The 13808-nt window shown below is 48.4% G+C and carries 13 protein-coding genes; 8 read left to right on the top strand and 5 right to left on the bottom strand.

All coding sequences use genetic code 11. The features are described from left to right. Positions 1-14: 14 nt before the first annotated feature. The 8 genes from OCV57_RS08660 to hypE all read left to right on the top strand — a co-directional run bounded on the left by OCV57_RS08660 (position 15) and on the right by hypE (position 8394). The gene (locus OCV57_RS08660; protein WP_117863063.1) at positions 15-776 is read left to right on the top strand and encodes a nucleotide-binding protein; all 762 of its coding nucleotides are present in this window, start codon (positions 15-17) and stop codon (positions 774-776) included. Beyond that, positions 769-2070, top strand: a complete 1302-nt coding sequence (locus OCV57_RS08665) for a nitrogenase component 1 (RefSeq protein WP_267301193.1) — start codon at positions 769-771, stop codon at positions 2068-2070. Before OCV57_RS08660 ends, OCV57_RS08665 begins: the two co-directional genes overlap by 8 nt. Further along, on the top strand, positions 2067-3134 hold the full coding sequence (locus OCV57_RS08670) for a nitrogenase component 1 (protein ID WP_267301194.1): 1068 nt from the start codon (positions 2067-2069) through the stop codon (positions 3132-3134). Before OCV57_RS08665 ends, OCV57_RS08670 begins: the two co-directional genes overlap by 4 nt. After that, a complete protein-coding gene (locus tag OCV57_RS08675; RefSeq protein WP_022287103.1) occupies positions 3131-3532 on the top strand; it encodes a hypothetical protein in 402 nt (133 codons plus the stop codon). Before OCV57_RS08670 ends, OCV57_RS08675 begins: the two co-directional genes overlap by 4 nt. Beyond that, complete coding sequence (gene hypF, locus OCV57_RS08680; protein ID WP_267301195.1) at positions 3532-5811, top strand: carbamoyltransferase HypF; 2280 nt, start codon at positions 3532-3534, stop codon at positions 5809-5811. Before OCV57_RS08675 ends, hypF begins: the two co-directional genes overlap by 1 nt. A 288-nt stretch (positions 5812-6099) precedes the next feature. Further along, positions 6100-6309, top strand: coding sequence for a HypC/HybG/HupF family hydrogenase formation chaperone (locus OCV57_RS08685; protein WP_022287101.1), 210 nt, complete (start codon positions 6100-6102; stop codon positions 6307-6309). Further along, positions 6306-7358 carry a hydrogenase formation protein HypD gene (gene hypD, locus OCV57_RS08690; RefSeq protein WP_267301196.1) on the top strand — a complete coding sequence of 351 codons (1053 nt, stop codon included), beginning with the start codon at positions 6306-6308 and terminating at the stop codon, positions 7356-7358. The genes OCV57_RS08685 and hypD overlap by 4 nt, the downstream gene beginning before the upstream one ends. A gap of 28 nt (positions 7359-7386) precedes the next feature. Continuing rightward, positions 7387-8394, top strand: coding sequence for a hydrogenase expression/formation protein HypE (gene hypE, locus OCV57_RS08695; RefSeq protein ID WP_117863068.1), 1008 nt, complete (start codon positions 7387-7389; stop codon positions 8392-8394). A 234-nt stretch (positions 8395-8628) separates the two neighbouring features. Here the strand turns inward: hypE and hemL are convergent, their stop codons facing one another. The 5 genes from hemL to OCV57_RS08720 are packed head-to-tail and all read right to left on the bottom strand — an operon-like array spanning position 8629 to position 13806. Next, positions 8629-9888: a glutamate-1-semialdehyde 2,1-aminomutase gene (gene hemL / locus OCV57_RS08700; protein WP_267301198.1), complete on the bottom strand. Its 1260-nt coding sequence runs from the start codon at positions 9886-9888 to the stop codon at positions 8629-8631. A 1-nt stretch (position 9889) separates the two neighbouring features. Then, complete coding sequence (gene hemB / locus OCV57_RS08705) at positions 9890-10858, bottom strand: porphobilinogen synthase (RefSeq protein WP_267301200.1); 969 nt, start codon at positions 10856-10858, stop codon at positions 9890-9892. 13 nt (positions 10859-10871) lie between these two features. Further along, entirely contained in the window at positions 10872-12332 is a 1461-nt protein-coding gene (cobA, locus tag OCV57_RS08710) for a uroporphyrinogen-III C-methyltransferase (protein WP_267301202.1), read from the bottom strand. Continuing rightward, on the bottom strand, positions 12329-13189 hold the full coding sequence (gene hemC / locus OCV57_RS08715; protein ID WP_038670368.1) for a hydroxymethylbilane synthase: 861 nt from the start codon (positions 13187-13189) through the stop codon (positions 12329-12331). The genes cobA and hemC overlap by 4 nt, the downstream gene beginning before the upstream one ends. After that, complete coding sequence (locus OCV57_RS08720; protein ID WP_267301204.1) at positions 13186-13806, bottom strand: precorrin-2 dehydrogenase/sirohydrochlorin ferrochelatase family protein; 621 nt, start codon at positions 13804-13806, stop codon at positions 13186-13188. The genes hemC and OCV57_RS08720 overlap by 4 nt, the downstream gene beginning before the upstream one ends. Positions 13807-13808: the final 2 nt, after the last annotated feature.

The raw sequence follows: 13808 nt of genomic DNA on the forward strand, positions 1-13808 counted from the left end.
GCACGGATACTTTTATGATAAAAATAGCCGTTTACGGAAAGGGCGGAATAGGAAAATCCACAGTTACCGGAAACCTTGCCGCCGCATTTGCAAGTCTTGGGAAAAGAGTTATACAAATAGGCTGTGACCCAAAGGCTGACTCCACCATAAATCTTCTTGGGGGCGAGCCTGTTATGCCTGTGATGAATTATCTCAGAGAGCATGACGATGAGCCTGAGAGCATAGAGGAGATATCAAAAGAGGGCTACGGCGGAGTGCTTTGTATAGAAACAGGCGGTCCTACCCCCGGACTTGGCTGTGCAGGCAGAGGTATAATCACCACGTTCAGCCTGCTTGAAGACTTAAAGCTTTTTGAAAAATATAAGCCTGACGTTGTGCTTTATGACGTTCTCGGAGACGTTGTGTGCGGAGGTTTCGCCGCACCTATCAGAGAGGGCTACGCCTCAAAGGTGCTTATCGTCACCTCAGGCGAGAAAATGGCATTGTATGCCGCAAATAATATAAACAGTGCGGTGAAAAACTTTGCCGACAGAAGCTATGCAAAAGTCCGTGGTATCGTCATGAACAGGCGAAACGTTGAGGGCGAGGAAGAAAAGGTCAGAGCTTTTGCAGAAAGCGCAGGGCTTGATATCGTTGCGGATATACCAAGAAGCGACGATATCATCAGATGTGAGGATAAGGGCATGACCGTCATAGAGGGCGAGCCTGACTGTCAGGCGGCAAAATGCTTTTTGAAGCTTGCCCAGACCCTTATGCAGGAGGACAACGATGACTAAAGCGTTTTACATAACAGCGGCGGAGCTTGCCCAAAAGGGAAAAGATAATATCCCTGACGAGCTTCTTTCGGCAAAGCACCTTATCTACAGCTCCCCTGCAACATTGGCGTTCAATTCACCGGGAGCGCAGGGCTTTGGTGTAAAAAGAGCAGGACTTGCAGTGCCAAATTCGGTTATGCTTCTTGTGGCTCCTGCCTGCTGTGGACGAAACACCACTATGCTCAGTGCGGAAAGCGGCTACGGCGACAGATTTTTCTACCTGCTTCTTGACGATACCGATATCGTCACAGGCAGGCACCTTACAAAGATACCAAAAGCTGTGGAGGATGTATGTCAAAGCCTTGATTACACTCCTTCAGCGGTGATGATATGTATAACCTGCGTTGACGCTCTCCTCGGCACTGATATGGACAGAGTGTGCAGAAAATCCAGCGACCGAGCAGGCGTGCCTGTTGTGCCATGCTATATGTATGCCCTCACAAGGGAAAAGCGTCTGCCCCCTATGGCTTCAGTGCGAAAATCGGTGTATTCCCTTTTGAAACCACGCAAGAGAAAGTCTGACGAGGTGAATATCCTCGGTTATTTCTCACCCTTGCAGGAGGACTGCGAGCTTTACAGCCTGCTGAAAAGTGCAGGCGTAAAGGCCATAAGGGAGCTTTCAAGGTGCGATACCTTCGAGGAATATGAAAAAATGTCGCAGGCAAATTTTTCTCTTGTGCTCAATGCGGAAGCAAGATATGCCGCCCAGCAAATGGAGCAGGAGCTTAACATACCTTTTATAGAGCTTGCGAGAGTTTTTCAGGCTGACAAGATATCTACGCAGTATCGTCTGCTGGGTCAGGCGATAGGAGCGGAGCTTTGCGATAAAGAGTATTATGAGCAGACCATGGCTCTTATAGATGATTTCAGAGAAAAGCATAAAGGGCTGTGCTTTGCAGTGGGCGAGTTTTCAAACTGCGACCCTATAGAAATGGCATTGGCTCTTATAAGATACGGCTTCAAGGTGGCGGAGATATTCGGCACTGTGGGGGAGCGAAATTTCGGCTTTGTGAAAAAGATAGCACAGCTTTCCCCTGAAACAAAAATATATTCAAATCTCTCACCAACAATGCTCTTTTACGAGCCTGACGAGAGTGTGAACGTTTATATCGGCAAGGACTGTGCCTATTATCACCCTGACATAGCAGGAGCGGACTTTAATGACGAGATACAGCCTTTTGGCTATGCAGGAGTGAAAAAGCTGTTTTGCGACCTTGAAAAGGCACTTGACAGGAAAGGAGCGGAGGATAAATGAAAAATCTTTTGAAGCTTTTGTCACCCTTTGCCCCTGACCAATCAGGTGCGGCGGCAGTGCTCTATGAGCTTGGAGGACTAATGGTAATATGCGACGCAGGCGGCTGTGCAGGCAACGTCTGTGGCTTTGACGAGCCAAGGTGGTTTACCAAAAAGAGCGCAGTTTTCAGCGCGGGGCTTCGTGATATGGACGCAATTTTAGGACGTGACGACAGGCTCATCGAAAAGCTCTCCAAAGCATGCGGGCAGATATCACCTGCTTTCACCACCATAATAGGCACACCTGTGCCTGCTGTCATAGCAACAGATATGAGAGCGTTGAAACGAATGGCAGAGAAGAAAACAGGACTTCCTTGCATAACAGCCGAGTGTACAGGCACGAACTATTACGACAGCGGATCAGAGCCGGTGTGGATAGAGCTTTTCAAGACCTTTGCCACTGAGAGCAAGCCTGTTCAGAAAGGCAGGCTTGGCATTATAGGTGCAACACCTTTGGAGCTTAATATCATAAGTCCCGAGAGGATAGTGGCGGAATATAAGGCAAAGGGTTGGGAGAATGTTATATGCTACGGCATGGTAAGCACCCTTGATGATGTGAAAAATGCGGCTGCGGCAGAGATGAACATAGTCTGTTCAGCAGCGGCAATAAAGGCGGCGGAGTATCTCAAAGAAAAGTTCGGCACGCCTTATGAGATAGAATATCCACGAAGCTGTCTGCCCGAGGAGATAGTGCAAAAAGCTTATAACTTTACGGATAAAAACGTCCTTGTGATACATAACCAAACAGCGGCTGACGCTGTGAGAAAGCTTATCACAGAAAAAAGCGGCAAGTGTCATTGCACATCGGCAACGTTTTTTATGCAGAAAAAGGAGCTTTCACAGCAGAGTGATTTTTTCCTTGCAGACGAAAGCGACCTTTGCGACAATGTTGGTGATAACTATGACGTTGTTATCGCAGACAAGACCCTCAGACGTGTTATGAAAAATTTCAGCGGCGAGTTTATAGACTTTCCGCATTTCGGACTTTCAGGCAGACTTTTGCAGGGAGAGAGTGAAAAGATATGACAGAAGAAATTATAGAGCGTCTTGAAGAATATCTCGGCTCAGAGGAGTTTGAATATGAAGCCGAAAACTGCATGGAGGAGCTTGACGAAAGCGGCGAGGGCATAAACGCAGTTTTGCCTCTGCTTAGGTTTCTGGAAAGACACCCCATGGCTGATATCAGCATGACAAGTGCCGTGGTGAGATATATGGAGCAGTTTTACGGCAGAGGTTATGAGAACATTCTCATGGACTCCGTTCGTCGCAGACCTACAGTGCATACTGTGAGAATGTTAGGCAGGCTCAGAAATGCCGCCATAGATGAGGGTCAGGACGGCGAAGAGTTTGAGGACGTGCTTATAGACGTTCTCAGCAGTGAAGCAGAGGACGAGATAAAGGATACCGTCAGGGAGCTTATCTGATGAAAACTGAGATAATTCGTGTTTATGGTATTGTTCAGGGCGTGGGTTTCCGACCTTTTGTCAGCCGTGAAGCGTCAGACCTTGGACTTTGCGGCACTGTGGCAAACAAAGGCTCTTATGTTGAGATACACGCACAGGGCAGTGAAAAGGCTGTGGAGGACTTGAAAAAAGCCCTTGAAAACCGTCCCCCTGAGCGTTCGGTGATAATGGAGATAATTTCAGCCCATGCCGACGAACCGCCTTTTGACAGCTTTGAGATAATCGACAGCGAAAAGGAAAAAGGGGATATTTTCGTATCCCCTGACATCGCTGTGTGCGAAAAATGTAAGGGAGAGCTTTTCGACAAAACAAACAGAAGATATCTCCACCCTTTTATAAACTGTACCCAGTGCGGCCCACGGCTCACTATTATGGACTCTATGCCCTATGACAGAGTTCGCACCACAATGGCTGACTTTCCAATGTGCAAAGACTGCGAGGAGGAGTACACCGACCCTGCCACAAGGCGTTATGACGCCCAGCCTGTGTGCTGTAACAAATGCGGTCCGGAGGTCTATATCATAGGCAGTGAAAAGAAAGGCGCTGAGGCTATCACAGCAACAAGAGAAGCCGTCATGGCAGGGAAGATAATCGCTGTCAAAGGCATAGGCGGTTTTCACCTTTGCTGTGACGCAAAAAACGAGAGCGCAGTGAAAAGGCTCAGAGAGCTTAAAAACCGCCCTGCAAAACCACTTGCCGTTATGCTGAAGGATATTTCTGCCGTAAGGCGTGAGTGCGATTTTGGCGAAGTGCAGGAAAAGCTTCTCACAGGCTGGCAAAAGCCTATCGTGCTTCTTGATAAAAAAACTAGCGGAAGCCTTTGCGAAAGCGTTGCACCCGATAATCCTACAGTGGGAGTAATGCTCCCCTATGCCCCTTTGCACCTGCTTCTTTTTGATTACGATGACGGCGTGGAAATGACCGACAGCCTTGTTATGACCAGCGGAAACGTCCGTGGAGCACCTATTTGTCGAAACGACGAGGACGCACTCAGCGAAATAGCAGGCTTCTGCGACCTGATATTATCCCACAACAGGCGTATCTTGATACGCTCAGACGATACTGTCATGGATACATTTGAGGGCAAGCCTTACATAATAAGGCGTTCAAGAGGATATGCACCATTGCCTGTTATGACATCATGCAGTGATAAAGGTCAGACCCTTGCCATAGGCGGTGAGCTTAAAAACACGTTCTGTATCAGAAAGGGAAGCCTTTATTATCTCTCTTCCTATGTGGGGGATATGGCTGATATCCGCACTGTAAAGGCTCTTGAGGAGTCCGTGAAGCGTATGTGCGAACTTCTGGAAGCAACACCGCAAAACGTAGTCTGCGATATGCACCCCAAATACAATACAGTTGCATTTGCCGAGGGGCTTGACCTGCCTCTGAAAAAAGTCCAGCACCACTATGCTCATATCCTATCCTGCATGGCAGAAAACGACTATAGCGAAAAGGTCATAGGCGTATCATATGACGGCACAGGATTTGGCACAGACGGCACCATATGGGGCGGCGAGATACTTCTCTGCGACCGCACAGGCTTTGAGCGTATGGGAAGCATAAAGCCTTTCATGCAGGTGGGCGGCGATCTTTCCTCTAAAGATGGCTGGCGTATTGCCGCAATGATAGCAGGCTCAGCCTATGGGGAAAGGGGCGGAGAGATCTGTGAAAAGCTTGGTATTTGTACAGCGAAAGAGTACAAGCTTCTGTCCATAATGGCAGAGAAAAAAGTAAACGCAGTAAGCTCTACAAGCGCAGGACGGCTTTTTGACGCCGCTTCTGCGGTGCTTGGCATAAGGCGTTCTTCTACCTTTGAGGGCGAAGCTTCCATGGCGTTGCAGTTTGCGGCAGAAAAATTCAGCCGTGAGCCGTTTGGTATTTACGAGCCTATGGAAAAGCTCACTGCCGAAAAAGAGGACAGGATAATGCTCTGCACTCAGGCTCTTATCAAGCGTCTTTGCCAGGGTATGCAAAATGGTGAGGATAAAAACCGCCTTGCCTATGAGTTCCATTCACTTCTTGCGGATATGACCACACAGGCGTGCAGGACCATAAGCGAGAGAACAGGCATAAAGGTCTGTGCCTTGAGCGGGGGAGTTTTTCAGAACAAGCTTCTGCTTAAAATGGTGAAGTGCCGCCTTGAAAAAATGGGGCTTAGAGTGCTTATCCACAGCCTTGTGCCTGCCAATGACGGTGGTATAGCTTTGGGACAAGCGTTTTATCTGAATGAGGAATGAGGAATGAGGAGTGAGGAGTGAGGAATTAAGGTATCGCCTGCGGCGATGATTTTCTTATTCTGTAGGGGCGACCTTTGGTCACCTGAGGCTGTTTAAAAATACCAAAATAACAGGCGAACGCTGTTCGCCCCTACATATAAACAGCGTATTTACGCCAATTGTAGGGGACGGCGCCCTCGACGTCCCGCTTTTGTCGAACTTTTTCAATAAGCTGGGGCGACCTTTGGTCGCCTGTGTATCTCATTTCTGATTTTGTTATATAGATTAAATTTTTTTGGAGGTATTGATATGTGTGTAGGTTTATCTGCAAAGGTAGTAAGTGTAAACGAGGGCACTGCTGTTATTGACGCAAGCGGTGCAAAAAGAGAGGTATCTGCTGACCTTATCGACGATCTCGAGGTAGGGGATTATGTCATGGTACACGCAGGGGTGGCTATCGCAAAGATAACCTCTGATGATAGTGAAGAAACTGACGAGATAATGGAGAGTATCCAATGAACACTATAGAAAATGCAAAGGAGATAATAAGCTCCTACAAACGTGATGACGGCAAAAAGCTTCGCATAATGGAGGTCTGCGGCACTCACACCCACGAGATTTTCAGGCTTGGCATAAGAAAGCTCCTTCCTGAGAGCGTTGAGCTTATCTCAGGCCCCGGCTGTCCTGTGTGCGTTACCCCCATTGGCTTTATCGACGAGGCTTGTATGCTCGCTCTTCAAAAAGGTGCGGTGATATGCACTTTCGGCGACCTTATAAGAGTACCCGGTACAGAAATGAGTCTTGCAGGAGCAAGGTCAAAGGGTGCTGTGATAAAGACAGTCTATTCGCCCCTTGACGCAGTTTCATATGCCGAAAGCCATAGAGATGAGCAGGTGGTGTTCCTGGCCGTTGGCTTTGAAACTACCACCCCATCAGCCTGCCTTGCAGTAGAAAAAGCGAAAAAGCTGGGGCTTGAAAACTTCTCTATTCTTGGTGCAAACAAGACTATGCCAAACGCCTATAAGGCTTTGGAGGGAAGCGCAGACGCATTTTTGTACCCCGGCCATGTCAACGCTATCACAGGCACAGCCGTGTGCGAGGAACTTGTGAAAAAGGGCGTTTCAGGCGTTGTTACGGGCTTCACGGCCGCTGAACTTCTTACGGCTCTTGCTGTTACCATAGAGCTTTCTCAGCGTGGCGAGCCGTTTTTCAGAAACTGCTATCCTAGAGTAGTAAAGCCCGAGGGCAACCCAGCCGCCATAAAGCTTATGGAAAAGGTCATGACCCCCTGCGACAGCGAGTGGCGTGGACTTGGTATCATACCAATGTCAGGCATGATACTCCGTGACGAATATGCTGACTTTGACGCACGAAAGAAATTCTCCCTGCCGAAAATAACAGGCAAGCCAAACCCAGTCTGCCGCTGCGGAGATGTTTTGCAGGGCAAGTGCAAGCCCTCAGACTGTAAAGTTTTCGGCAAGGTCTGCACACCGCTACACCCTATAGGTGCGTGCATGGTGTCAAACGAGGGCGCTTGCTCGGCATATTATCAGTATGGCAATTTGTAAAATAAACTATCCGAAAAGAGGAATAATTATGACAGATAAATTTGTGACCCTTGCCCACGGCGCAGGAGGAAAGCAGACTTCCGAGCTTATCGACCGTGTTTTTAAGGAGCATTTCGCTAACCCTGACCTGACCGCCGACGATGCCGCCGTGCTTTCCATGGAAAAGGGCAAGATAGCATTCACCACCGACGGCTTTATAGTTTCCCCATACGAATTCGCAGGAGGAAATATCGGCAAGCTAAGTATTTGCGGCACTGTGAACGACCTTTCCTGCATGGGTGCAAAGCCTTTGTATCTCTCATGTGCTTTCGTTATCGAAGAGGGCTTTCCAATGGATAAGCTTGAGGAGATAGCCGCCGCCATGGCAAAGACCGCTAAGGAAGCAGGTGTCGAGATATGTGCAGGTGACACAAAGGTGGCAGGAAAAGGTCAGGTAGACGGCGTTTTCATTACCACTACGGGCATAGGCAGGATAATGGACAACGCCAACACCTCAGGCAAGCTTGCCAAAGCAGGCGACGCCGTTATAGTGTCAGGTGATATCGGCAGACACGGCTGTACCATACTTTTAGCTCGTGACGAGTTCGGCATAGAGGCAGACGTAACAAGCGATTGTGCACCCCTCTGGGCAAACGTAAAAGCAATGTTCGACGTTACAAACGATATCCACGTTATCCGTGACGCAACAAGAGGCGGTGTAGGCACTGTCCTTTACGAGATAGCAGGTCAAAGCGGTGTAGGAATAACCCTAGATGCAGCGAAAATACCGGTGGCAGACGAGGTGAAAGGCGTGTGCGGTATGCTGGGCTTAGAACCATTGTATCTTGCCTGCGAGGGCAGACTTGTTATATTCGCACCAAAGGACAAAGCAGAGGATATCGTTTCTGCCCTTAGAAAGTGCAAAAACTCAGAGAACGCCGCTGTCATAGGCGAGGTCACAGAGGATAACGCAGGCAGAGTTGTAATGAAAACAGAGATAGGCTCACAGACCCTTCTCCCACAGCCTGGCGGAGAGCTTCTCCCTAGAATTTGCTGATATAAAAAATATTCTGCATAACACGTTGGCACATTGTAGGGGCGAACAGCGTTCGCCCGCCTGATTTTCTCGCAAACTTATGTTGAAAGCCGCATTTGGGAATATTGAGCCAAAAATTGCGTGGATATCATGAGTTTGTCAGGCAAACAAAACGGGCGAACACTGTTCGCCCCTACATATATGGAATATAAAAAACGGAACTGTTCAGCTTGATTTGAACAGCTCCGTTTTTTGTTATCTGTAAGACTCTATCGCCTCAATAGTCTTTGCTATATCCTCGTCACTGTGAGCATAGGAAACGAACATTGCCTCGAATTGCGACGGTGCAGTGTAAATGCCGCTTTGAAGCATATGACGGTAGTATCTGCCGTAGCTTTCCGTGTTGCAAGCCCTTGCCTCATCATAGCTTTTCACGCTCTCGTCATTGAAAAATACCGTCATAAGCGAACCACAGCGATTCACGTTCAGACCCTTTTCCCTTATGGCATTCTCTATCATAGCCGACTTTCTGTTAAGCTCCTCATAGAAGTTTGGTATGCTCTCTATCTGCCTGATAGTTTCTATTCCTGCCGCCACTGCGCATGGGTTTCCCGACAGTGTGCCTGCCTGATACACAGAGCCTAGTGGTGCAACGCACTGCATTATCTCAAGCTTTCCCCCATAGCAGGCAAGGGGCATTCCTCCCCCCACTATCTTGCCAAGGGTAGTCATGTCAGGGATAACTCCGAAATATTTTGAAGCTCCCCCCTCTGATAGCCTGAAGCCCGTTATAACTTCGTCAAATATAAGCACAGTGCCGTGATTTTTCGTTATCTCTCTGAGAAATTCAAGAAAGCCCTTTTCAGGCGGAACAACGCCCATGTTTGCGGCGCATGGTTCAACGATAAGTGCGGCTATCTCGTTGCCGTATTCCTCAAAAAGCTTTTCCACAGAAGCAGTGTCATTGTATTTCGCAAGAAGCGTGTCCTTTGTGCAGCCCTCTGTCACTCCTGCACCCGATGGGATAGCCTGCGTCATAAGTCCAGAGCCTGCCTTTACAAGCAGTCCGTCCGAGTGACCATGATAACAGCCCTCGAATTTTATTATCTTGTCCCTGCCAGTATATCCTCTTGCGGCTCTTATTGCACTCATGACAGCTTCCGTACCTGAGTTTACGAGCCTGAGCATTTCCATAGACGGAAAGTGCTTTTTTATAAGCTCAGCCAAGGTTATCTCGCCCTTGTGGCAAGCACCGAACGTAAGCCCCTTGTCGCAGGCGGCTTTCACAGCATTTATCACAGGCTCACAGCAGTGACCGAGAATGTTCGGCCCCCATGAGCATACATAGTCGATAAACTCGTTTCCGTCCTCGTCCCATATCCTTGACCCTTTCGCATGGTCGATAAAAAGCGGAACAGTGCCAACCGCCTTGCAGGCTCTCACAGGGCTGTTCACTCCACCGGGCATAAAACCGCAGGCAGTTTTGTAAAGCTGTTTAGACTTAGCAGTGTTCATGTCAGTTGTCCTCCTTTATCCATTTTGCGGCGTCAAGAGCATGGTATGTTATGATAATGTCCGCACCTGCACGCTTTATAGCAGTGAGATTTTCAAGAACGATACGCTTTTCGTCTATCCAGCCAAGCTGTGCCGCCGCTTTTACCATAGAGAACTCACCGCTTACGTTGTATGCCGCAATCGGCAGATCATATCTGTCCCTGGCGGCTCTGAGGATATCAAGATAACAAAGCGCAGGCTTCACCATTACCATGTCAGCCCCCTCCTCGATATCGTCTTCTATCTCACGGAGAGCCTCACGTCCGTTGCAAGGATCCATCTGATATGACTTTCTGTCGCCAAAGCATGGTGCAGATTCTGCGGCGTCACGGAACGGAGAATAATATCCCGAAGCAAATTTTGCACTGTATGACATTATAGGAATATCAGTAAGAGCATTCTCGTCAAGCGCCGCCCTTATTGCCGCAACTCTGCCGTCCATCATGTCGGAGGGTGCGATAATATCAGCGCCAGCCTTTGCAAGGCTCACCGCCATTTTGCACAGAAGCGGCAAAGTGCTGTCATTGAGTATCTTGTCGCCCTTGACAACTCCGCAGTGTCCATGGCTGGTATATTCGCAAAGACAAACGTCCGCAATAATAAGTAGGTCAGGATAATGCTCTTTGATGTATCTTATTGCCTGCTGTGTAACGCCCTTGTCATTGTAAGCCTCCGTTGCAAGCTCGTCCTTTTTCTCTGGTATGCCGAAAATAAGCAAGCCCGATATTCCGCTGTCTGCTATCTGCGGCAATATCTGCTCCAGATCGTCGATAGAATACTGATAAACTGTTGGCATAGAGTCAACAGGCTTCATGATGTTATTGCCCTCTGCCACAAAAATCGGGTAGATAAAGTCTGCCGCATTTAATCTTGTTTCGCAAACCATTCTTCTCATTGCTGGGTTTGCCCTTAATCTTCTGAATCTTCGCATTTTTATCTTCCTCTCACTTATCTGAAAGTATCTTTTGTATTATTCCCTCTGCTGTGCTTTCCGCTGGAAGCAGAGGGCCATTTATACCGTATTTTTTAAGCTCTGCCGTCGTCACTTCGCCTATGGAGATACACTTTGTATTCTCTGATAAGCTTCCTCCGCCACGGAAAAAGCTCCTCACTCCGCCTGCACTGGCAAACACAGCGTAGTCATCATCTATCTTCTCGCCTGTGCTGTAAACAGGCTCGTAAATGTGAACATCATCAAAGTTCAGCCCTTTTTCAGCCAATGGCTTAACAAGCTCTGCTGACCCCTCCGAGGAGCGTACTATAAGAAGCCTGTCCTCACGGGTAAGAGTGTCCGAGAGCATATTTCCAAGAGCCACGCTGTTGAACTTTTCAGGCATTATGTCTGCATAAAGCCCAGCCTTTTCAAGCTTCGCCCCAGTGCCTTTGCCTATGACAGCTATCTTCACTCCGCTTAGCTTTCTTATGTCAATACGGCTTTCTCTAAGCCTTTTCAAAAATATCTCCGCACCATTTGGACTTGTAAGAGCAACATGGCTGTAAAAGCCCTCTGAAAGCCGTGAAAAAGCTTTTTCCGTGACCTCATCGTTCAGCTCCTTAAGCTCAAATCCGCCACAGCGGTGAGCATACGCCCCAAGGGCATTGAGCGACTTTATAAGCCGCCTTGAAAGCCCCTTTGTGGCAGTGACAGCCACAGAAACTCCATACAGTGGAGGCAGGTAGGTAGGCGAAAGATCAAGCCCAGCGGTTTCTCCAACTATTATCACAGCAGGCGCAGACAGATCCTCTCTCTTCACCTTTTCAGCAATGTCGCCAAGACAGCCCTTTACAGCCCTCTGCTCAGGGGTAGCCCCCTTTGATATCACCGCCGCAGGAGTATTTTCGCCCATGCCGTTTTCAATGAGCCTGCCTGCTATCTCAGGGAGATTTCTAAGCCCCATAAGAAAAATAAGCGTTCCACCGCATTTTGCATAGCTTTCAAAATGCTCAGGGAGCAGGTCGTTCGCAGTGTGACCTGTTATAACATGAAAGCTCCTTGAAAGTCCCCTGTGGCTTACCGGTATACCTGCAAGCTCAGGCACTGCCACCGAGGAAGTCACCCCCGGTATAAGACTGTATGGTATGCCTGCGGCTTTGAGTGCAGTTATCTCCTCGCCCCCTCTGCCGAACACAAAAGGGTCGCCGCCTTTTAGCCTGAGAACAACACCGCCCTCTGCGGCTTTTTCCACAAGAAGCGTGTTTATCTCCTCCTGCGTGGAACTGTGCCTGCCTGCACGCTTTCCAACGCATATTTTCTCCGCACCGTCCTTGCAAAAGTCAAGCGAACGGCTGTCTATAAGGCTGTCATATATCACCACGTCACAGCTTTTCAGAGCCTCATAACCTCTCATTGTGATAAGGTCATAATCTCCACAGCCTGCTCCTGCTATTATAACTCTGCCGCTCATAGCTTATCAGTCAGCTCCTTAACAAGTTCAAATCTTTTTTCTATCTCTTTTTCGCCCTGAGCAAAATGCCCCTTGCCGTCTGAAACAGTTAGAGATATCTTTTCCCCATTTATCTCGCTGTATGCCCCCACAGGCACAGTGCAGTCCGCACCCAGAAGTCTTATCACCTCACGCTCGGTTTCAAACCTGAGCATAGTTTCCTTGTGTGATACCTGCGAAATTATCTCAGCCGCCTTGCTCTCCTTTGCACATTCCACTGCAATTATAGCCTGACAAGGTGCAGGCAAAAGCTCCCAAGGCTCAAACTCTTTTACCTCGTATTCCGAAAGGGAAAGTCCCAAACGCTCCGTTCCTGCCGCACAAAGTATTATGCCGTCATAAAGCCCATCAGAAAGTTTTTTAAGGCGTGTACCAACATTGCCTCTTATATCAGAAAACTTTGCGTTAGGATAAAGCCTTGCAAAGCCCCCACGTCTACGCTGACTTCCTGTGCCAACAGTGAAAACATCACAATCGTTAAATACAACGCCTTTTTTGGTCACAAGCATATCACGATAGTTCCCACGAGGGCAAACTCCCGATATCTCCAGCCCCTCGCCCAGCGTAACAGGCAAGTCCTTTGCACTGTGTACAGCAAAGTCTATTTCTCCGCTTTGCAAAGCCTGTTCTATCTCCGTGACGAACACACCCTTGCCGCCTATCTTGTCAAGAGGTCTGTCAAGCTGTCTGTCGCCCTTTGTGGTGAAGGTGACTATCTCGGTATCACACTCAGGAAATGCCGCCTTTATCATGTCAAGTACCATATAAGTCTGCGCCATTGCAAGTGGACTTTTTCTTGTGCCTGCTCTCAGTTTCATTTTCGCTCCTTTATCATCTCTATAAGCTGTTCCTCTGTTGGAAGCACGTCACTTTCAAGGCATATTTTCAATGCCTCTGCCATAGCCTTTTTCCTAGCCTGCTCCGTGGATATATTTTCAAGGGCATAGTCACGGACTTTTCCCATGACATTGCATATATCCCCAAGCCTGCCCTCTGTCTGCGATTGGATCGTCTTTCTCAGGTGAGAAGCAAGGGTAGGGCTTTTTCCGCCTGTTGAAATGCCAATGCACACGTCCCCCTCTGTAACAATGGCAGGGAAGAAGAACGTACAGCTCTCAGGGTCATCAACTGCGTTGCATGGAATGTGCCTTTGCCTGCAAAGCTGAGAAATGTGCCTGTTTACGCCTCTGTCCCCTGTGGCAGTTATCACAAATGTACTGCCGTCTATGTCGCTGTCCTTAAAAGCACGCTCAAACAGTGTTATCATGCCCCTGTCTGCAAGTTCTCTTATCTCACCGCAAGCTTTTGATGCCACCACCTTTATTATAGGCGAAAAGTCAAGAAGCTTTTCGATCTTTCTCAAAGCTACCTGTCCGCCACCCACCACAAGGCATGGCATATTCTCAATATTCGCAAAAAAAGGAAAGTATGGCATCG

Source organism: Hominimerdicola aceti, assembly GCF_025567495.1.
GTDB lineage: Bacteria > Bacillota > Clostridia > Oscillospirales > Ruminococcaceae > Hominimerdicola > Hominimerdicola aceti.

Coding starts and splice junctions, on each gene's coding strand:
- cobA (WP_267301202.1), bottom strand. CDS start 12,332: ATGAGCGGCAGAGTTATAATAGCAGGAGCAGGCTGTGGAGATTATGAC.
- OCV57_RS08665 (WP_267301193.1), top strand. CDS start 769: ATGACTAAAGCGTTTTACATAACAGCGGCGGAGCTTGCCCAAAAGGGA.
- hemL (WP_267301198.1), bottom strand. CDS start 9,888: ATGAACACTGCTAAGTCTAAACAGCTTTACAAAACTGCCTGCGGTTTT.
- OCV57_RS08660 (WP_117863063.1), top strand. CDS start 15: ATGATAAAAATAGCCGTTTACGGAAAGGGCGGAATAGGAAAATCCACA.
- hypD (WP_267301196.1), top strand. CDS start 6,306: ATGAACACTATAGAAAATGCAAAGGAGATAATAAGCTCCTACAAACGT.
- OCV57_RS08675 (WP_022287103.1), top strand. CDS start 3,131: ATGACAGAAGAAATTATAGAGCGTCTTGAAGAATATCTCGGCTCAGAG.
- OCV57_RS08720 (WP_267301204.1), bottom strand. CDS start 13,806: ATGCCATACTTTCCTTTTTTTGCGAATATTGAGAATATGCCATGCCTT.
- hypF (WP_267301195.1), top strand. CDS start 3,532: ATGAAAACTGAGATAATTCGTGTTTATGGTATTGTTCAGGGCGTGGGT.
- hypE (WP_117863068.1), top strand. CDS start 7,387: ATGACAGATAAATTTGTGACCCTTGCCCACGGCGCAGGAGGAAAGCAG.
- OCV57_RS08670 (WP_267301194.1), top strand. CDS start 2,067: ATGAAAAATCTTTTGAAGCTTTTGTCACCCTTTGCCCCTGACCAATCA.
- hemB (WP_267301200.1), bottom strand. CDS start 10,858: ATGCGAAGATTCAGAAGATTAAGGGCAAACCCAGCAATGAGAAGAATG.
- OCV57_RS08685 (WP_022287101.1), top strand. CDS start 6,100: ATGTGTGTAGGTTTATCTGCAAAGGTAGTAAGTGTAAACGAGGGCACT.
- hemC (WP_038670368.1), bottom strand. CDS start 13,189: ATGAAACTGAGAGCAGGCACAAGAAAAAGTCCACTTGCAATGGCGCAG.